Origin of the sequence: Microcystis sp. M144S2 (assembly GCF_020246065.1) — a bacterium.
GTDB classification, from domain to species: Bacteria; Cyanobacteriota; Cyanobacteriia; order Cyanobacteriales; family Microcystaceae; genus Microcystis; species Microcystis ichthyoblabe_A.
In genome coordinates, this window is sequence record NZ_JADBTR010000187.1 from 1 (window position 1) to 19,508 (window position 19,508).

Consider the following 19,508-nt stretch of genomic DNA (forward strand, 5'->3'; position numbering starts at 1 on the left):
AGAAATAGGACAGATTCTACAGGAAAAATTGCGGGTTTTTCCCAGTCAAATCGGTTTAATCGTCGGTTTGGATAGTAACTTAACCCGGATTGAACGGGTAGATGCCACCAGTACCTTTGCCAGTTTGCCCGATGTGGCCGCTGTGGTTAACATTGGTGAACAAACGGTAGATTGTCTCTTAAGTCGAGTTGGTGGCGAAGAAACTGGCAATTATCAGTTATTATCTCCCAATGGCTCCCTAATTATCGGTAGTTTAGGGGCGGCCAACGAAGCAATTAAATCGGGGATCAAACGACTGCAATCGCAACTAGAAACCCTGCTGGCCTGCAAATTGTGGCACTTGTTGATCAATCAAGAATCCTCCGGTTTAGCCGTCATTGTCACCCTCGAAAGCCTCGATCAAACCTATATCTCCACGGTACAAACCCAAAAAATCCCGGGTAGCAGGGGGACTAATACCGCTAAAAATGACTTAATTCTGCCCGTCGGGACGGAAATTCGCTATCAAATCGAAAATCAAGAAGAACAACCCCTCTACGCAATGATCCTTGTCCTCAACAGCGATCGCCAACCGCTTTTATACTGTTCCCGTCCAGAAAACCCCGATAATTTCAGCAATTCTAGCCCATTGGCCCCCTTTGTCGTGGCGGCCAAAACCAAGGCCACCATCCCCAATGACCGCCAAGGGCATTGGAAAATTAGTCAACCCAAGGGCATCAGAGAAAATCTACTGATCCTCAGTCGCCATCCTTTCCCGAAAACCTTGACCCTTCTCAATGCCACTCAAAGCCTCAAGGGAGAAGCCACCCAACTGCTCACCCTGACTAACCCCCTAGAAATAGCCAGAGCTTTCTGGAGCGATCTAAAATTAGATTTAGGCTTGAAAATGGATAGTTCTGGCAGTGTAATTGATGAATACGCCTTTGATCTGGGAACTTGGTCAGGTTTCCGGTTTATTTATCAAGTTATCGACTAAATCGATAGAATAATTCTTATGGAATCCTTGAAAAGAAAAGGTTAAAATCCTAACACAGCTACCCCTAAATTTCCCGATGAATCTTCTGCCCCGGACCACCCAAAGCCGCCTCAAAAAAATTCCACAAATTCCCAGTGTTTGGGAAGGAGATCGTCGTGCTTTATCCTTATCCGAGAGAATGCCCCGGGCCACCCTAGAACCAAATCAAGAAAGCGGTGGCGAGTGCGTGATCTGGGTGGATGGTAGCGAGGGCTGTGTACGCGCTATGGAAGTAGTTTCCCCCGAAACCGGACCGGAGGCCATGGTGAGAACCTTAATCCGCGCCATCGAAACACCCCAAAATCCCGCCCGGCCAGCCAGACCGAAAAAAATTATCGTCCGCGATCGAGAAACACAGTTTTTTCTGCGCGGAGTACTGCAAGATCTCGATATCACCATCGATTATGTCCCCAATTTGCCCCTGATCGATGATCTCTTTCGCGGATTCGAGGAATTCCAAAATAACCGTCCCCCGGCAATTCCCCCCGCTTGGCAGTCCGCTTTAGTGAAAACCGCTCACGAAATTTGGAAAGCTGAACCCTGGTCCTGTTTAGCTGATTACGATATTTTGCAAATTAAGCTCGATCGCTCCGATTTCCCGAATCTTTACGCCTGTGTCATGGGAATGCTCGGTCGGGAATACGGAATCATTCTCTATCGTTCCCTAGAATCCCTCAAACAATTCCGGCAGTCCGCTTTAGAAGAAAAATCGATGGAAAGATTAGAAAAGGCCTTTCTTTCCCAAGATTGCTGGTTTTTAAGCTACGAATTGGCCGATGATGATGAGGACGATGATGAGGATGACTACGATCTAGCCTCGGCTGCCCCCTCCCAAATCCATCCAGTTTTCGGCAGCGTGCATCCCTACGAAGGTATTCGCCCCTATTTAGATGAAGAAGAAGCAATCACGGTATATTTAGCTTTAATAGCTCTGTTGCGCTTTTTTAAAGGCAATCAATCCGCTTTATCCGAAGAACCGATCGGAGAATTACAGCGTCGTTTTCGCATTCCCCTCGATCCCGAACAGGCAAAAGGGGAAACCGTGGCGGTGACGGTAGCCACGATGCCCGATCTATGTGCGGAATTTATGCAACTCTTAGAGGAGGACGACGACGATGAGGATGATGATGAGGATGATGATGAGGAAGAATCCGTACTCAAGGAGAATCTCGTCCCTGATAATGCACATCTCAGTCTGGGAATGGTTCCCTGGCAATTATTGGATAAAATTCGCAATCGGCCGAGAATCCATTATCAACCCCAGTCCGTACCCACAAAAGGAGAGGGTTTCCCCGTGGTTATGATCCAGACCTCCCGACCGAAAGCCAAGGAACTGATCGAAAAAATCCAACAAGCTGGCGGTTTGGAGGCTATTGGTTTTAACCCCGGCGAAGATCCCCTCGAAGATACCCGTTATGATCTGGGGATTCTGAAAATGGCTAACGGTGATCTCTATCTGTTTGGGGAATTCGAGCAAGATGATCCCGACCACCGTAATGCTCGCCGCAATTGGCAAAAACGCATCAAAAATACCGAGGGTTATTGTGGTTTGATTATTGCCATGGGGGTAACTGGTTCCTCCTGCGGTAATCCCCAATTAAACGATATGTTAGCCCTCTACGAGGCAAAATCGATCGATAGTAAAGATTTAGACTTAGGGGTTTTGACTCTTATGCCTCACTTCGGTTAATTTGAACCGGCAGCGACGGAGCTTTTTTCAGTGAACAGTAATCAGTGAACTGAAAACTCTAATCTGATCACTGAAATCCCTAAAATTAAGCGACAATGTAAAGTAAAGTAAAACTTTCTCGACAAATTCTTAATTATGGTGTTATTCGGATTCGGAAAAAAAGTAACTTTGCCCACAGCAAGGGAAGCACTACCCGGGCGATCGGAAAAAATGCCCGTACCTAGCACCCACTACGTTAACGGTCATCCTTTGCAGCCCCCCTTTCCTGCTGGTATGGAAAGCGCAATATTCGGTTTAGGCTGTTTTTGGGGAGCAGAGCGGAAATTTTGGCAATTAGAAGGAGTTTACACTACGGCCGTAGGTTATGCGGCTGGTATCACCCCCAATCCCACCTATCAGGAAGTGTGTACCGGCATGACTGGGCATAATGAAGTGGTCTTAGTGGTCTATGATCCCAGTGTGATTTCCTACGAACAACTGTTAAAGGTTTTCTGGGAAAGTCATAATCCCACCCAAGGAATGCGTCAGGGTAATGATACGGGAACTCAGTATCGATCGGGTATCTATACTTATAATCCCCAGCAAAAGCAATTAGCGGAAAAATCTCGATCGATCTATCAAGAAGCTCTCAATAAAGCGGGCCATGGTCAAATTACCACGGAAATTATCGACGCACCTGAATTTTATTATGCTGAAGTTTATCATCAGCAATATTTAGCGAAAAATCCCGGCGGTTACTGCGGTTTAGGGGGAACGAAAGTGGAATGTCCGATCGCTCTTGATCTGAAATTAACTTAAGTAGGGTTAGGAGTCAGTTATCAGTTATCAGTTATCAGTTATCATTCAGATCATAAAATATCTTTTCTTTTTTGCAACCAATAGGTAAGTAGAAAATAAATAAGGGAATGAAGAATTAAAACTCCCCAATTCAATAACAAATTATTGATAGATAATTGATAAACTTGATTGGCATCCTCAAAGGGTAAAGGGATATTAAAAGTATTTTGTTCTTTCGCTTCTGCAATCATAGTTTCCACCTCTACTAATACCCCGTAGGCACCAATTGACCAGCGACTAATCATCAACCATGATAGATATTTTCCTAGACCTTCTAAGTTAAATAATACCCCAGCAAAGATAATCTGAGGAATTAAAATTAAAGGTAAAGCGCTATTTGCTTGGGTGATATTACTAACGCCAGCAGAAATTAATAAACCGAGATTAATCGCCGCAAATATAGTTAAAAATGTGGTAATAAAACAGCCAATTAACCAAGTCATTAACTCTGGTTGCGGGTCAGCAAATCCCGAAAATATCACGCAGGTAATTACAATTGTTTGCAGAAAAGCTAAGGCTGCTAAAACCAGAGTTTTTGAGAATAAATAGGGTAATAATCCCAGATTAACTAATCTTTCTCGCTGATAAATGGCTGATTCTTTGACAATTTCCTGTAGGGAACAGGCAAAACCTACCCACAATTCCGCGCAGGTAAAAACAAAGAGAGTTTTTAAGGCTAAAGTTGCCGATTCGATAGCCTGATCAAAACTAGGATTATCTCCCAAAAATAAAGGATTTTTGTCCCCTAAAACCATGGCCATTAATAAAATTCCGATCGGGGCGGTTAATAGGTATAAAATTAAACTAACCTGATCGCGGATAATTAACTGGCTATAGCGTTGACATAAAACCTGTAGTTGTAGCCAAAAAGACTGTTGAACCTGTTGCGGTTTACTATTATTTTGCTGAAATATTTTACCGATTCTTGCTTCAATATTATTTTTGTAGTAGTCGGATTGTTGGAAACGTTGGCATTCTTGCTCAACTTTTTCCCTAGTTTCCAGATGAATATAAACATCAGCAAAATCCCCCTGAGGTAAAGAGAAAAAATTTAAGGCCTCCCCCGGAGAACCAAAATAACATAAATTGCCTCCTTGACCGAGAAAAACTAATCGATCGCAGAGATTGATATTATTAGTAGCATGGGTGACTAGAAGAATTGTTCTGCCTTCTTTGGCCAATTTTGCCAGCAATTCCATCATCTTTTTATCTAAACCAGGGTCTAATCCCGAGGTGGGTTCATCTAAAAAGAATAATTTGGGATTAGCTAATAATTCTACCGCAATACTTACCCTTTTTAATTGACCACCGCTTAAGTCTCTGACTAAAGTATTTCTTCTTTCTAACAATTCCACCTGCTGCAGGGTTTTCTCGATCACTTCTTGGCAATTAAGATCCGGAGGTAGCCTTAATTTAGAAGCATAATATAACACTTCTCCCACAGTTAAATCCCTGTGAACGATATCGTATTGGGGAACATAACCGATTTGGGTGCGATAGATATTAAAATTCTGGCGCAGCTCTTCCCCATTCAGATAAACAGTTCCCGATGTGGTGGGTTCAATTCCTAATAAAGTCTTTAAGAAAGTCGATTTTCCCGCACCACTTCCCCCGACAATCGCCACTAATTGACTCGGTTCGATCGGTAAGGAGATATGATTGAGAATTATCAAAGGTCGTTTCTTTTTATCCCGCACCATCCTGACGATATTTTCGGCATCTAGACGGATATTATCCCCCGTATCTAATAAAACCAATTCATCTCCCTGCAACCGAAAACTATAGGGGCCGATTCTCACCGTACAACCGTTGGTTAAAATGGCACTACCCGATACTTTTTGTCCGTCGATAAAGACTCCATTGGTGCTTTTGTCGTAGAGAATATAACGATTTTGGTTATCGCTATCGATAATCGCGTGTTGTCGAGAAATTGTCGGAGCGTCTAAAACCACAGTGGCAGCATTATCTCGTCCTAAAACTACACTGCGATTGCTTAGGGAAACTGATTTAAAAGCTAAAGATTGGCTTTTTACTGGTTGGTTAGGATGATAATAGGTGATCTTGACCGAAATTTTGGCATCTTGACCGATATTAATCTCATCTCCATTTCGTAAAAGATAGCCCTCTTTGGGAGTAATGACGCGATTATTGATAAAAAGTTTATTGGAACTAGGATTAGTCCCGTCTCCATCGTAGATATAGTAATCATCTCCCTGACGACGAAAACAAGCTTGGACTCGACTCACCACCGTCCAGTGTTGGGGAACAACTAAATCTACCTGTTGATCATCCCGTCCCAATTTATAATTAGGACGACTCAGATTAATAGAAGGGAGAATTTCTCCCTGATTGTTAAGAATAATGTAGGGTTCTTGACTAATAACCGTTTTAATGTTGGGAGAATTGGTCATAAAAAGTTGATCGGTGGGTGGCGTTCGCGGGGGACGGTAAGAAGCTAAGATAGAATTAAGGTCTCGATCGCTACTGTTAACCTCAGAGTCTGGAACGAACTCTAGAGATCATCTTAGTAAAACTTCTTAGGATCGATCGAGCTTGTCTAAATTCCTATTCCTAAGACCTATCCACAGGTTATCGTGCTGTTAGACGATGGTTACAACTCCTATTTCTCCTACCGCCAAGGTTTCTAAAGTCGAAGGTATCAAAGAACGCAGTAATTATCTACGAGAACCTTTGGCCAGTGAACTCCTCGAAGATACAACCCATTTTACCGATGCGGCGGTGCAGATCCTCAAATTTCACGGTTCCTATCAACAGGATAATCGCGACAATAGAGCCAAAGGTCAAGAAAAAGACTATCAAATGATGTTGCGTACCCGCAGTCCGGGGGGTTTTATTCCCGCGCAACTATATCTTACCCTCGATAGTTTGTCCGATCGCTACGGTAACGGCACTTTACGCGTGACAACCCGCCAAGGCTTCCAATTACACGGCATTTTAAAGAAAAATCTCAAAGCTACCCTCGGGGAAATTATCCGCAGTATGGGATCCACTTTAGCGGCCTGTGGTGATGTTAACCGCAATGTCACCGCACCGCCAGCCCCCTACAAAAATCGCCCCGAATACGGCTATGCTTGGGAATATGCCAATAATATCGCCGATTTGCTCACTCCCCAAACTGGAGCTTATTACGAAATTTGGCTCGATGGCGAAAAAGTGATCAGTGCAGAAGAAGCGCCAGAAGTCAAGGCATCGAGACAAAAAGATACAAATGGCATTAACAAAAACGATCCCATCGAACCGATCTACGGTCAACATTATATGCCCCGTAAGTTCAAGATCGGTGTCACAGTGCCGGGGGACAACTCCATCGATATCTACACCAATGACCTCGGTTTAGTGGTGATTACCGACGCAAATGGTCAATTACAGGGTTTTAACATCCTTGCGGGGGGTGGACTGGGAAGAACCCACAATAAGGAGGAAACTTTCCCCAGAATGGCCGATCCGATCGGTTATGTGGACAAAGAAGAGGTGTACGATCTGGTAAAAGCGATCGTGGCAACTCAAAGAGATTACGGTGATCGCGGCGATCGTCGTCATGCGAGAATGAAATATATCCTCGAAGAATGGGGAGTAGAAAAATTCCGCAGCACTGTTGAGGGTTATTTCGGCCAAAAAATTGCCCCCTACCAACCCCTCCCCGATTGGAAATATCAAGACTTTTTGGGATGGAATGAACAGGGAGACGGAAAATTATTTTTTGGTCTTTCTGTGGAGAATGGCCGGGTCAAAAATGAAGGCAGTTTTCAGCTAAAAACCGCCTTAAAAGTGATTATCGAGCGTTTTCAGTTGCCCATGCGCTTGACGGCTAACCATAATATCATTCTCTACGAAATTGAACCCAAGGATCAGCAAGCGATCGAGGCGATCCTGAAAGAACACGGAATTGTCACCAATCCCGCCGAAATTGACCCTTTAACTCGTTATGCCATGGCCTGTCCCGCTTGGCCCACCTGTGGATTAGCGATTACTGAGTCAGAAAGAATTTTACCCAGCGTGATTGAACGCATTCGCACCCTGCTTAATCGCTTAGGATTAAGCAAAGAGGAATTTGTCATCCGCATGACAGGATGTCCTAATGGCTGCGCGCGTCCCTATATGGCAGAATTAGGATTTGTGGGTAGCGCTCCCAATTCCTACCAACTCTGGTTAGGGGGAACAGCCGATCAAACTCGACTAGCGCGTCCCTATTTGGATAAAATGGCGATCGATGATCTAGAAAAGGTCTTAGAACCGATTTTCGTTTACTTCCAACAGGATCAACAAAATAACGAAACCTTCGGAGAATTCTGTCATCGAGTCAATTTCCCTGCTTTACAAGCATTTTCAGCCACCTACACACCTAAAATGACCGAAACTACTACCACTGAATCAAAACCCAAACGCGTGCGTAAAAATCAAAACCGTGTCAGCGTCCCCGATGATATGTTTGTCCGTCTCAAGGAAGCTTCGGAAACGGAAAAACGGCCGATGAATCAAATCATCAATGAGGCGCTAGAGGCCTATTTCAGCCAAAAATCCTAATCAGTTATCAGTGACCAGTTATCAGTGACCAGTTGTCAATTTAAGAGAATTAACTTTTGAGAGTTATCTGGGAAGATTACCAATAACTCCTAATTCTCGTATATATCCTCAGTCTATGCTTAAAAATGAATGAGGGAAGTCTGGTCATCTCAATTTGTACGCCTCTGGTGGGAAATTATGACAATCTCACAAACTAAAACAAATCCTTGGCAAAAACGTTCCCGAAAGGATGTTAAAAAATTATCAGATAATGAAATTAATGAAAAATATGAACAAGGTGAACGAAGAATATTATTAGAAATGAATCGAGAAAAGTTGCCTAGTTTTGCTGAGTCTTTAAATAAACCTAACTATATGGAAAAGCGTCCTTTCTATCAGAGACGGGATCGCTGGGACGCACAAAAACAATCGAGACTAATTGAATCTTTTTTGATGAATATTCCCGTACCTCCTCTGATTCTCTATGAAACTTCCTATAACTCATATCAAGTAATGGATGGTCAACAAAGAATCACAGCAATTGAGAATTTTTATAATAACAAATTAAAATTAACAGGGTTAGATATCTGGCCTGAATTAGAAGGAAGAACCTATGAAAGTCTTCCTGCAAAAATCAAAGATGGTATCAATCGACGAGCCATTTCAACTATAGTTGTTATTACCGAGTCTCTATCGGATATAGAGGAAGCTTTATCTTTAAAACAACTGGTTTTTGAACGCCTCAATACAGGAGGTGTACGTTTGAGTCGACAAGAAATAAGAAACTGTCTTTACTCTGGGAAATTCAATGAACTTTTATTAAAGCTTTCTGAGAATACTATTTTTGCTAAAGCTTGGGATATTCCTATTGATGATAAAGAAGAACTTAAAGAAAATGGATTTTATAAAAAGATGGAAGATGTAGAATTAATCCTCCGTTTTTTTGCCCTGAGGGATATTGATCAATATACTGGTAATTTATCTAAATATCTGGATAATTATATGATGAAAAAAAGTCTTAATTTTTCCGACGAGAATATCCAAGAGTTCGAGCAAGTATTTAACCAAACCATAGAGTTAGTATCTAACATTTATCAGGATAAGTTATTTAAGCCTTTCGATAGTAAAACCAAAACACATAAATCGAAAGCTTATAAAGTTTACTATGATGCAGTGATGATCAGTTTCAGCAACCATTTATCTGATTATCAAGAATTAATTACTAGAAAATCAGCGATAATTGATGAAACTATCAGCTTATTTACTCAAGATTCCCAGGGAATTACTCATCAAGATAAAAAATTAAAAAAAGGACTTTTCACCGGAGAAGGGGATACAAAAGATGATTTTAAAGCTCGTATTCAAATTTTTGATTCTCTGATTCAACGAGTTCTTAAGCAGAGTATTTGAGAATGTTTGAAGGACTTTTAAATAACCTAAAGGATGAGATAAAGACCATTCGATCAATAATTAATATCAGTGAAAAACTTAGAGAAATTATTGCGGATAATCCTTCACAACTCAACACAGAAGACTTAAAATATCTTCAAGCAAATGCTCCTTTAAGAGACAAGTGGCTAGTTAACGATCATTGTTCATCTATCACAAGGTTATATGCTCTTTACGAAAATTTTGTCGAAAATCTAGTGGGAGATTGGATTATTTTGCTGCCTCAATTATATAGTTGCTATCAAGATTTACCTGAATCTGTAAGAAATAAGCATCAGACTGGTTGTGCTACATTACTGGGCAATGAAAATAAAAGAAATCGCTTCGATTCTCTTTCAGAGAGGGACATTATCAAAAATTTATTTGATACTGAATACAAAAATACAACTAAATATAATCTCACATCAGCTGCTTTTTTGTTACATGAAGCTAATCTGAGAAAAGAGCAATTAACCAGACTTTTAGTCGATGCTGGCATATCTGCAACTGATTCTTGGCAATGGATAGAAAATCATAAAAAAGTTAAGAATTTTATTGACAATAATAGTAGGGGTAGTGTGGAAAATGAATTAAAGAATTTTATAGAACTTCGTAATAATTCTGCTCATGGTAAAGAAATAGATACCGTTCTTAATGCCAATGAGTTACTACAATTATGTGATTTTGTCGAAGCTATATGTCAAGCTATGAGTGAATTAGTTCTTTATTGCTTTGTTGATAGGAAGAAAAAGATAGGAAAGCTTCAAAAGATCGGTAAAGTTGTCAATTGGTATCAACAGCAACAAGCTTGCGCTATCAAAATATCAGATGAGCCACAGGAACCCAATAAAAGACTAGAAGTTGGTAAAAAAGTTTTTTTAGTCAGTGAAAATAAAAAAATATGTCAAAATGCTATTATTGAAAGTATTCAAGTTAATAAAAATGGCAAAAATACCCCTCGCCGAAGAATTCCAATCAGAGAGATAAAAGATTCTGAAATAGGCTTAAAATTTGACAAAGAAGGTCAAAGAGGATTAGAAGTTTATTTAGTTATTTCGGAATGATTGAAATGAATATAGCGTTTCTGGTAAATGTGAATTATAACCAGATTTGGCATCATTTCCCCACTCCCCAACCCCTCACGGATTACTTTTTACTGTTTACTAAAAAATCTCTTGTTTCTTAATCAAATTCTGCTTTTAGATCCCGACGCATTAATTCATAAACGGCAACTTGGGGAGAAATTTCCCCGCGCAAAAGACGATCAACTTGACAGGTAATCGGTACATATAAATTTTTTTCTTGGGCAATTCTCATCAAAACTTCTGTGGTATTTATTCCCTCGGCAGTTCCCTCTAACTTCTCTAAAATCTCAGGCAAAGATAAACCTAAAGCTAATTGATAACCCACTTGATAATTGCGGGATAAAGGACTATTACAGGTAGCTAATAAATCCCCTAAACCCGATAAACCGAAGAAAGTTTCTTGACAACCTCCTAGACAAGTTCCCACCCGAATTATTTCCGGTAAAGCGCGAGTTAATAGGGCAGATTTGGCATTAGTACCTAACTGTAAACCATCACAAACCCCAGAAGCGATCGCCATGACATTTTTAAGAGTGCCACCTAACTCTGTTCCCAAGGGATCGCTATTCAGATAAACCCGAAAAGATTCCCCAGATAATAATTTTTGTAACAATATTGCCGCTTTTTGCTGATAACTTGCTACCACTGTCGCAGCGGGTAAACCTTGATTAATTTCTTTAGCTAAATTGGGACCAGAAAGAACCACAAGGGGATTAGCGGGAAAAGCTTGATTCCAGAGATGAAAAGGGGTACGAGTGGTGATTGGCTCTAATCCTTTAGTGGCGGTGACGATAATTGTGGAAGAATTTAATTGTAATTGCTGTAATTGTTCGATCGTGGGAACAACTCCTTTAATCGAAACTGCTGAAATAATTACATCAGTATCTGCTATAATAGCCCCTAAATCTTCCCCAGTATGACGAGACCAAATCCTAACAGCTAAGTGATTAAGTCTAGCCAAATTAGCGAGAGTTTGTCCCCAAATTCCCCCACCTATCACCGTAATTTTCTTGGCATTTTCTAACAACTTTTATTCCCCTCCTTATTAGTGATCCCTGATCAGTGACTGGTTAGAAAGGATTCGATTTCAAGGTTATGAGTCTTAAATGAAATTATTGACCGATTACTGATAAGTAGGTAGGTGTTAAAAGTTGTCTGATCCCCCCTTATCAAGGGGGGCAGGGGGGATCCCCCCGCCTATCGGCACCCCCCTTATCAAGGGGGGCAGGGGGGATCAGAGGCAAAATCTATCTTCAATTTAATTATAACTACTTACTTAACTGTTCACTGACAACTGAAAAAAATGACAACCTATCGCAATCCTGCCCCCACTGTTGATATTATCATCGAACTGATCGACTCGCCCCACCGTCCGATCGTACTAATTGAGAGAAAAAATCCGCCCTTTGGCTGGGCAATTCCGGGGGGATTCGTGGACTACGGCGAATCGGTGGAAACGGCGGCAATTCGGGAAGCTTACGAGGAAATCAGCTTGCAGGTGCAGTTAATCGAGCAATTTCACGTCTATTCCGATCCTAGCCGCGATGCACGTCAACACACCATTAGTATCGTTTTTATCGCCACGGCAAAAGGAAAACCGATCGCTGCCGATGATGCCAAAAAAGTCGGGATTTTTCATCTCTGGGAATTCCCCCAACCTTTATGCTTTGATCACGATCGCATCCTCAATGATTATCGTCGTTATCGGGATTATAAAATCCGTCCCACACATTAAACCCCAACTTAGCTATAAAAGCAATCCTTGCCAAAAACGTCCCCGAAAAAACTTAAAAAATTATACACTTCTGAGGGCGACAATCGGTTCCAATTTAGAGGCACGATAGGCGGGAAAAACGCCGAAAAAGAGACCAATACCCGTGGAAACACTCAAAGACAGGGCGACGGCGCTGGCGGAAACAGTGGCAGCCAGGGGAGAGAAACTGGAGACGAGAACGATCGCTCCTGCACCGAAGAGAATACCAAACGCACCGCCGGCGATGGAAACGAGAGTTGATTCAATCAGAAATTGTAAGAGAATATCCTGTTCTCTGGCTCCGATCGCTTTTCTTAGTCCGATTTCCCCGGTTCTTTCCGAAACCGAAACCAGCATAATATTCATCACCCCGATACCCCCGACAATTAGGGAAATACCGGCGATTAGAGCCAAAAGTAGGGTTAGACCCTGGGTAATCGCGCCGAAGATTTCGATCATCTGTTTAGCAGTTTCGACGCGAAAATCATCCTCAGCGACGATTTTATGGCGTAAACGCAGGAGATTCTGGATTTGGAACTTAGCAGCGCGGATTTCCTTCCCCGATCGCGCGTTGAGACTAATCCAACTCAACTCGACACCGTAGGGTCCGGTTTTGCCCACCAGTTGCGAGTTCATGGTACTAAGGGGAATAATCAGCATTTCATCCTGATTATTGCCAAAAAAGGAGCCTTTCGCCTCTAAAATCCCGATCACCTCAAAACTGAGATTTTTGATCCGCAGCTGTTGACCGAGGGGATTTTGGGTGGGGAAAAGTTGCGCTGCCACTTCACGGCCGATCACCGTTACCCGTTTGTTGCGGGCTAGATCGATATTATTGATAAAACGACCTTTTTCTAGGGTAAAATTGCGAACAGAAGCGTATTCTGGGGTGCTTCCCGTGACTAGAGCCGTCATGTTGCGATTACGATAGGAAATCAGGAAACGAGCGTTTATTTCCGGGGCGACTTCAGCGACGGTGGGAACCTGTTCGGCGATCGCCTGAGCATCGGCTAAAACCAGGGTTTTCGGTAAATCAACGGTGGTATTGCGTGCTTGTCGCGACCCCGGCACCACAAAAATGGTATTGGGTCCCAAGTTAGCAAATTGGTCATTGGCTAAGGTTTGCGCCCCTTGGCCAATACCGATCATGGCCACTACTGAAGCGTTACCGATGATAATTCCTAGCATGGTTAGGCCGCTACGCACTTTATTGGCCCTTAGGGTGGAGACGGCCATTTTTAAACTTTCGGTGATAAACATATCAGTTATCAGTTATCAGTTATCAGTTATCAGTTATCAGGTTTAAGTTTTAAGTTTTAAGTTATTAGGTTTAAGTTTTCAATTTTCGATAAATTTATAGCGTTTCCTAAGCTAGTGAGGTACACATATTTTTCTTTCCTTTTGCCTAAAAACCATAACTTTTGTACCTCAGCAGACTGAAAAACGCTATAGTATCTTTCACTGGTTACTGGTTACTGGTTACTGGTTACTGATTACTGATTTTATTTTTCGAGGTATCTTCGGCTCCTTCGGGGAGATCGATAAAGACCTTTTCTCCGGCTTCCAAACCTGATAAAATTTGGGTTTTATCGTCCAAGACCAAACCAATCGAAACGGGTTTAAAACTGGGTTTATTTTCGGCATCGGGAACTAAAACCCCTGACTTGCCTTCCCGGGTGACAATGGCGACAGTCGGCACGACGAGGGCATTATCTAACTGCTGGCCGACAAAAGTTACATCCACATTCATTTTCGATTTAAGTTTGTCCCGTCCCGTCACCAAACCGATTCTGACCTCAAAAGAAGTAACATTATCCTCGATAATCGCTTCAGGAGCCACGAGAATAACTCGACCTTCAAAGACTTCTTCAGGAAAAGCATCGGCGACAATTCGCACGGGTTGGCCGCGCTGCAATAAACCGACATCTACTTCCGGCACTTTAGCAATTACTTCCAATCCCGATGCTAGGGCGATAATCGAGGTGGAAGTGGCGGAAGCGGTGCTAGAGGCCGAAGTGGTGGGAGTGACAAAAGAACCCTCGGTGGCGTATTTTTGGGTGACGATGCCATCAAAGGGAGCAGTAATGACCGTATCGCGGTATTGAATCTTAATTTGCTCTAAATCGGCCCTAGCGGCCGCTACAGATGATTCTAGTCGAGCCAGCTCGGTTTCTTGGGTTTTTTGGCGTTGTTCGAGGGCAAATTTCGCTTCTGCGATCACTGCTGCCGCTCGGATCATTTCCTGCTCAATTCCGGCCACCTCTGGGGAAGCGGTTTTATCCGCTTGTTCCAAACGGCGGATCGATTCGTCTAAATTAGCTCTGGCGTTGAGATATTCATTGAGGACGGCATCAAATTGGTCTTGAGCGATCGCCCCTTCCCGGACTAAATTTTCATTGCGTTTAACCCGATTTTCTGCTAGTCGAAAACGGGATTGGGCTGCTTGTACCTGAGCTTGCAGCTGGTCTAAATCTTTGGGAATTCTTTCTTTGGCCTGAGCTAAACGGGCTTCTAATTGCTTATAACTGGCCTGGGCCTGATAAAATCGGGCCTGTAATTGCCGGATATCTTCGGGAATGCTGCGTTTAGCCTGTTCCAGATTGGCTAGAGCTTCCCTTAGATGCGCTTCTGACTGCATTCCTCGGGCATACACCTCTAAATTATCCATGACCGCGAGGGTTTGTCCCTTTTTAACAATCATGCCCTGATCCACCAATAATCGCACTAATCGGCCGGGGTTTTTTGGGCTAATGTTAACACTTTGGATTGGTTCCACCCTACCACTAGCTTTAATTTCCACAGCGAGGGTTTCCCGTTGAGCAGGAACGGTCATTTTCGCCAATTCTAGGCCAGGAGGAGGTGTTTGCAGCAAGCGATAAGAAACCACTCCCACCGCCAGAAAACCACTAGCCATGAGTCCGAATATCCAAAATAGGGGGCGATTTGATTTTCCCAACACGGTTATTGCCATCGATCAGCCAAAAGTTAATTGGTTATATACTAACGTCTCTAGAGCTGCCTTTGTTGTTTCTTTAGCCAACAACTCCCAAGCGAGATAGACTGATTAAAAAAGGCCTATCGCGGGGGTAAACTGTGCCAAAACTTCGATTAATCATTTCTTTGCTCATTTTTTTCGTCGCTGGCAGCCCGCCGGCTTTTTCCCAAGCACTACTCCCCTACGCCATCGAACCGGAGTTAGAACAGATGGAACAAGCGGGAATTGAAATCGCCGAAGATGCCATCCAATTAGCTCGTTTTCGCCGTACCGATGCGGCCCTCGGACGGGCTAAGTTAGCGGTGCAGTTAGCCCCCCATCTCTATCAAACTTGGTTTATTCTCGGTAGTTTATATCTGCAAGACGATCAGGTGCAACTCGGTATCGAGGCATTAAATCAATCTTTGTCCATTGCTCCCGCCGATGCCCACGCTAATATTAAATTTTCCCTCGGTAGTGCCTATTTTCAGAATCAAGATTATAAGTCTGCTATTGCCCAGATTGAAGCGGGTTTGCAAATGAAACCCGATATCTCCCCCGCTCTTTTTGATCTCGGTAATTCCTATCTCAAGTTAGCACAATATCCCCAAGCGATCGCAGCTTACGAAAAGGCTGTTAGTCAAGATAAAAATTTTTGGCCCGCTATTAATAATATTGGTTTAGTTAAATACGAACAGGGTGACAAGGAAGCCGCTCTTAAAGATTGGCGGGCCGCTTTGAAAATCGATCCTAAACAGCCGGAACCTCAGTTAGCTATTGCGGTGGCTATTTATAGTCAAGGGAAAACTGAGGAGGGCCTCAAATTAGCTCAGGCCGCTCTCACTAGCGATAGTCGTTATGTCAGTCTAGAATTTTTAGAGGAAAATCTCTGGGGTAAACGTCTTCTGCAAGATACGGAGAAAATGTTTAATCATCCTAAAATGAAAGATTTTATCGCTCGTTTACCACAACCAACCCCAGAAGCGGAGGAAGAAAATTAAGCTGATAGCAGCAAGCATTAAGATAACCCCTTAGTTAATTTGCTAGGAATTCTTGAGGCTTGCTCTAACTAATTAGGGCTGGCTGAATATCGGTAGAAGCTTTGCTAAAAAATGGTTTTGGGACTTTATTAGCAAAACAACAAATTTTTTGCCGCAAACCCCACATACAGTACAATTATTACAGTTAAGGTTTTGAAAGGCCTAGGATGATGGCAAAGCAATCAAGGGCAATTGCGGTGACAGAACATGATAATAAATGTCCTGAATGTCTGCACTTGGAGATTTTGGGAGAACCCCTTGCGCTTGAGTCTAAGGGTGTTTTTTCCCGTTTCAACAAGTCTGAACCAGAGGCGTTTGCCCTATCGGTGCGGATTAATTTTAATGAGCAGTGGCTTGATTTTCGCTTTGGACGGGTTAAGTTTGGTTTGCGGGGGGGAGAGTTACGCTTAAAACTGGAGAATGGCCAAATGCCTTCTGAGTTGAGAAATGAGGCGTTGAAAAAGATTTTAGCAAGGGAGTTGGAGATTGAACGTCAGTTAGGAGGAGAACAGGAAAGCAAGTTTCAACTAGAAGGAACTGTAACTCCTGATTTACCGAAAGCAAGCTTAAAGGGAGCTAGAGAACAGCGTCAGAAAGAGTCCCAGGGGGATAAGTTTCAGCTTAAAATAGCGCAAATTAGTCACAAGGGAGCAAATAATCAGCCTGTGTGGGTGTTCGAGAATAGGACAGGTGAGCCTGTTTTGATTGGGGAATTAGCGGATTCCCTGGGTAAAATGTTAATTGCGGGTGTTCCCTGGAGCGTTGAAGCGACATTTACTCATGAAATGCGTCAGGTTGTGATTACGGGTTTAGAAAATTTATTTAAAGATGATATTTCTGGACACAAATTAAACGTATTTGAGTTAGCAGTAGCTAAGTTATTTTTAAAGCATAAAACCCAACCCTATCTAAGTCGTCAGGTATTGCGTTATGAGTGATGCGGATTTTATTCGAGAAGTTGAAGAACTGTACCTGCGTCTTGCTAATGCAGATACAGATGATCTGGTTGAGTTAGCTAAACTTGCGGGTTTAGACCCTAAAACAGATTTAGCCGACTCTGTTTGGGTTCCCTATCCCAGCTTTGGGGAATTGATTCGTCAGAACACCTTAGCGGCGGCGGTGCTGACAGATTATCTAGAAGAGCATGGGATAGAGGTAGATGCTGCGGCGGCTGATAATGCTCAAGTGGTACTACCCAAGCTAGGTAAACTGGAAGCTATATTGATTCCTCAAGACTCTGGTGCAGAACTGTTGGATTTAAGCCAAATTAGGGTCGAAATTGACCTAAATCCAGCAACATTGGCCTATATTTTAGTCGAGCTAGGGGAAGGAGGAGCTTGGTTAACTGGGGTTCTGTTGAGTTCGGACCTGCGTCAGGATTTCCCAGAAGGCGGCGCGGTGTCCTTGGCGATGAGGAAACCTATATCGGCGCTGTGGGAGGCTTACCGTCGGTGGGAAAACTGTCAGCAAATCATGGCGCAGTATATCGATAAACAAGGCTGGTCGGCGGAACAGCGATCGGAGGTAATCACAGTGTTAAACTGGGTCTGGGACTATCGGCAGGACTATGAGCGTCCGACGCTATTAAAGGAGTTTTTAGAAGAGAAGGCCAGCGAGAATCATGAGAATTTTAAACCCTTAGTCTCGCGTCCGGAAGGGGTAAGGGAAGCAACGCCTGAGCCGTCTTCAGAGGGTGCGGTGGACTGGCTAGAGGTGGCGATGGATTTGCTTGATGAATTGGGAAAATTTATTTAAAAAATAATCATGAAAAGCATTAAAATAATTGTCGAAAAACACCCAGATGGCTATATTGCTTATCCTTTAGGTATTGAAGGTGTTGTCATTGGCGAAGGCGAATCATATCAAGAAGTGCTAGAAGATGCGAAATCAGCACTCCGTTTTCATATTGAAACCTTTGGAGTAGAAGTTTTAGATACTGAATATTCTGTCTTAGAAGCGTCTATTATAGTAAGGTGATCATTAACAAAGAGGTCAACAGATGCAAAACTTACGTCAGGTTTCTTTACTAACAAGTGGACAAGAGCAAGTCTTAACTATTCCTCCTGAACTTGCCCTATCAAGCACAGAGGTTTTGTTACGCAAAGAAGGTCATCGCTTAATCATTGAGCCGATTTCTTCCGGTTCTCTAATTTCTTTGCTGACTACTTTGCCAGACATTACAGACAATTTTCCTGATATAGATGAAGGGTTGCTTTCCCTTGATGACATCACATTTTAGTACCACCCAATGACCTATCAATATCTGCTTGATACTAACATCCTATCACATTTGATCAGGTATCCCCAAGGTCAGGTTTTCCAGCATATTGTGGATGTCGGCGAAGAAAGCGTTTGTACGAGCATCATTGTGGCGTGTGAATTAAGATTTGGAGTGGTTAAAAGTGGTTCCTCCCGTCTGGTGCAGCAACTAGAACGCATCCTGGAGTTCTTGACAGTTTTGCCATTAGAATCAACTGTAGATAAGCACTATGCCCTAATTCGTAAACATTTGGAGCAAGCAGGAACCCCAATCGGTCCAAATGATTTACTGATTGCTGCTCATTCTCTAGCGCTTGATCTGACTCTTGTTACCGCAAATACTCGTGAATTTGAGCGTGTGCCTGCTTTGAAGTTAGAGAATTGGTTGATTGATTCTGTAATAATTTTTGGGGGATAATTTGTCATAAATGATCTTGCTGATGATGGTTTTGTATATATTCTGCCACTACTTTTTTGCGGTTTTCTCGCAATGATAAATTAGGTGGAGCATTTTCTAAAAGATGCTGAGGATGACCTCCCCGGCGTTGTAATAAAGTTTTACGCGGTTTTAAGCTTTGCCAATGTTCGTAAATGAGTTTTTTCAGAAGTTCTTCTGAGCTAATATTCTCTTCGGAAATGATGTCTGCTAGATAGTTCTCGGTTTCTCGATCTAGATTAATCGATAACATTGTTACTTCATGGGATAAATCAATATCTTTGATTATAGCTTAAAATCCATGATCGCACTCACCCCCCATCCCCAATTGAGTTTGCTAGAGAAAAATTCGGGGTACGGGCGAAGCATTCGGATAGGAAATCTAGGGTTTCAGTAATAGGTTATTGTCCGAATGCTTCGCCCCTACTCAATCATCTAACAATCCGTCGTAACGCACCACATCTATC

18 protein-coding genes and 1 pseudogene are annotated in these 19,508 nt (G+C 42.6%); 14 read left to right on the top strand and 5 right to left on the bottom strand.

Features of this window, described 5'->3' with window-relative positions:
- From IM462_RS20470 to msrA, 3 genes and pseudogenes are all read left to right on the top strand, one after another.
- Nucleotides 1-976, top strand: a pseudogene (locus IM462_RS20470) (caspase family protein); the annotation flags it as partial.
- 76 nt (nt 977-1,052) lie between these two features.
- Complete coding sequence (locus IM462_RS20475; RefSeq protein WP_287715555.1) at nt 1,053-2,705, top strand: DUF6930 domain-containing protein; 1,653 nt, start codon at nt 1,053-1,055, stop codon at nt 2,703-2,705.
- Between the two features lie 135 nt (nt 2,706-2,840).
- On the top strand, nt 2,841-3,503 hold the full coding sequence (gene msrA, locus IM462_RS20480; protein ID WP_287702096.1) for a peptide-methionine (S)-S-oxide reductase MsrA: 663 nt from the start codon (nt 2,841-2,843) through the stop codon (nt 3,501-3,503).
- A 50-nt stretch (nt 3,504-3,553) separates the two neighbouring features.
- On the opposite strand, the gene IM462_RS20485 is transcribed toward msrA, so the two are convergent.
- A complete protein-coding gene (locus tag IM462_RS20485; protein WP_287702094.1) occupies nt 3,554-5,953 on the bottom strand; it encodes an FHA domain-containing protein in 2,400 nt (799 codons plus the stop codon).
- A 196-nt stretch (nt 5,954-6,149) separates the two neighbouring features.
- Between IM462_RS20485 and sir the strand changes: the two genes are divergently transcribed.
- The 3 genes from sir to IM462_RS20500 all read left to right on the top strand — a co-directional run bounded on the left by sir (nt 6,150) and on the right by IM462_RS20500 (nt 10,558).
- Entirely contained in the window at nt 6,150-8,087 is a 1,938-nt protein-coding gene (sir, locus tag IM462_RS20490; protein WP_287702091.1) for a sulfite reductase, ferredoxin dependent, read from the top strand.
- A gap of 129 nt (nt 8,088-8,216) precedes the next feature.
- Entirely contained in the window at nt 8,217-9,476 is a 1,260-nt protein-coding gene (locus IM462_RS20495; RefSeq protein ID WP_353737357.1) for a GmrSD restriction endonuclease domain-containing protein, read from the top strand.
- 2 nt (nt 9,477-9,478) lie between these two features.
- The gene (locus IM462_RS20500; RefSeq protein ID WP_287702087.1) at nt 9,479-10,558 is read left to right on the top strand and encodes an MAE_28990/MAE_18760 family HEPN-like nuclease; all 1,080 of its coding nucleotides are present in this window, start codon (nt 9,479-9,481) and stop codon (nt 10,556-10,558) included.
- Between the two features lie 118 nt (nt 10,559-10,676).
- Here IM462_RS20500 and IM462_RS20505 read toward each other — a convergent pair whose 3' ends face one another.
- Nucleotides 10,677-11,606 (bottom strand): NAD(P)H-dependent glycerol-3-phosphate dehydrogenase, encoded by a 930-nt coding sequence (locus tag IM462_RS20505; RefSeq protein WP_287702085.1) that lies wholly within the window; start codon nt 11,604-11,606, stop codon nt 10,677-10,679.
- A 276-nt stretch (nt 11,607-11,882) separates the two neighbouring features.
- On the opposite strand from IM462_RS20505, the gene IM462_RS20510 reads away from it, so the two are divergent.
- Nucleotides 11,883-12,314 (top strand): NUDIX domain-containing protein, encoded by a 432-nt coding sequence (locus IM462_RS20510; RefSeq protein WP_002753251.1) that lies wholly within the window; start codon nt 11,883-11,885, stop codon nt 12,312-12,314.
- Between the two features lie 60 nt (nt 12,315-12,374).
- Here IM462_RS20510 and IM462_RS20515 read toward each other — a convergent pair whose 3' ends face one another.
- Nucleotides 12,375-13,592 carry an ABC transporter permease gene (locus IM462_RS20515; RefSeq protein ID WP_287702082.1) on the bottom strand — a complete coding sequence of 406 codons (1,218 nt, stop codon included), beginning with the start codon at nt 13,590-13,592 and terminating at the stop codon, nt 12,375-12,377.
- Between the two features lie 226 nt (nt 13,593-13,818).
- Nucleotides 13,819-15,303, bottom strand: a complete 1,485-nt coding sequence (locus IM462_RS20520) for an efflux RND transporter periplasmic adaptor subunit (protein ID WP_287702080.1) — start codon at nt 15,301-15,303, stop codon at nt 13,819-13,821.
- On the opposite strand from IM462_RS20520, the gene IM462_RS20525 reads away from it, so the two are divergent.
- From IM462_RS20525 to IM462_RS20555, 7 genes are all read left to right on the top strand, one after another.
- Nucleotides 15,245-15,391 carry a hypothetical protein gene (locus IM462_RS20525; RefSeq protein ID WP_172456657.1) on the top strand — a complete coding sequence of 49 codons (147 nt, stop codon included), beginning with the start codon at nt 15,245-15,247 and terminating at the stop codon, nt 15,389-15,391. The genes IM462_RS20520 and IM462_RS20525 overlap by 59 nt on opposite strands.
- A 34-nt stretch (nt 15,392-15,425) precedes the next feature.
- The gene (locus IM462_RS20530; protein ID WP_287702078.1) at nt 15,426-16,307 is read left to right on the top strand and encodes a tetratricopeptide repeat protein; all 882 of its coding nucleotides are present in this window, start codon (nt 15,426-15,428) and stop codon (nt 16,305-16,307) included.
- A 209-nt stretch (nt 16,308-16,516) separates the two neighbouring features.
- Complete coding sequence (locus IM462_RS20535; protein WP_287702076.1) at nt 16,517-17,284, top strand: hypothetical protein; 768 nt, start codon at nt 16,517-16,519, stop codon at nt 17,282-17,284.
- Complete coding sequence (locus tag IM462_RS20540) at nt 17,277-18,101, top strand: hypothetical protein (RefSeq protein ID WP_287702074.1); 825 nt, start codon at nt 17,277-17,279, stop codon at nt 18,099-18,101. The genes IM462_RS20535 and IM462_RS20540 overlap by 8 nt, the downstream gene beginning before the upstream one ends.
- 9 nt (nt 18,102-18,110) lie before the next feature.
- Nucleotides 18,111-18,323 carry a type II toxin-antitoxin system HicB family antitoxin gene (locus IM462_RS20545; RefSeq protein WP_002753241.1) on the top strand — a complete coding sequence of 71 codons (213 nt, stop codon included), beginning with the start codon at nt 18,111-18,113 and terminating at the stop codon, nt 18,321-18,323.
- A 22-nt stretch (nt 18,324-18,345) separates the two neighbouring features.
- Nucleotides 18,346-18,585 (top strand): antitoxin, encoded by a 240-nt coding sequence (locus IM462_RS20550; protein WP_149989826.1) that lies wholly within the window; start codon nt 18,346-18,348, stop codon nt 18,583-18,585.
- Nucleotides 18,586-18,594: 9 nt separating this feature from the next.
- Entirely contained in the window at nt 18,595-19,023 is a 429-nt protein-coding gene (locus IM462_RS20555) for a type II toxin-antitoxin system VapC family toxin (protein WP_002788601.1), read from the top strand.
- 4 nt (nt 19,024-19,027) lie between these two features.
- Here the strand turns inward: IM462_RS20555 and IM462_RS20560 are convergent, their stop codons facing one another.
- Nucleotides 19,028-19,294 (bottom strand): hypothetical protein, encoded by a 267-nt coding sequence (locus IM462_RS20560; protein WP_287702072.1) that lies wholly within the window; start codon nt 19,292-19,294, stop codon nt 19,028-19,030.
- Between the last annotated feature and the right edge of the window lie 214 nt (nt 19,295-19,508).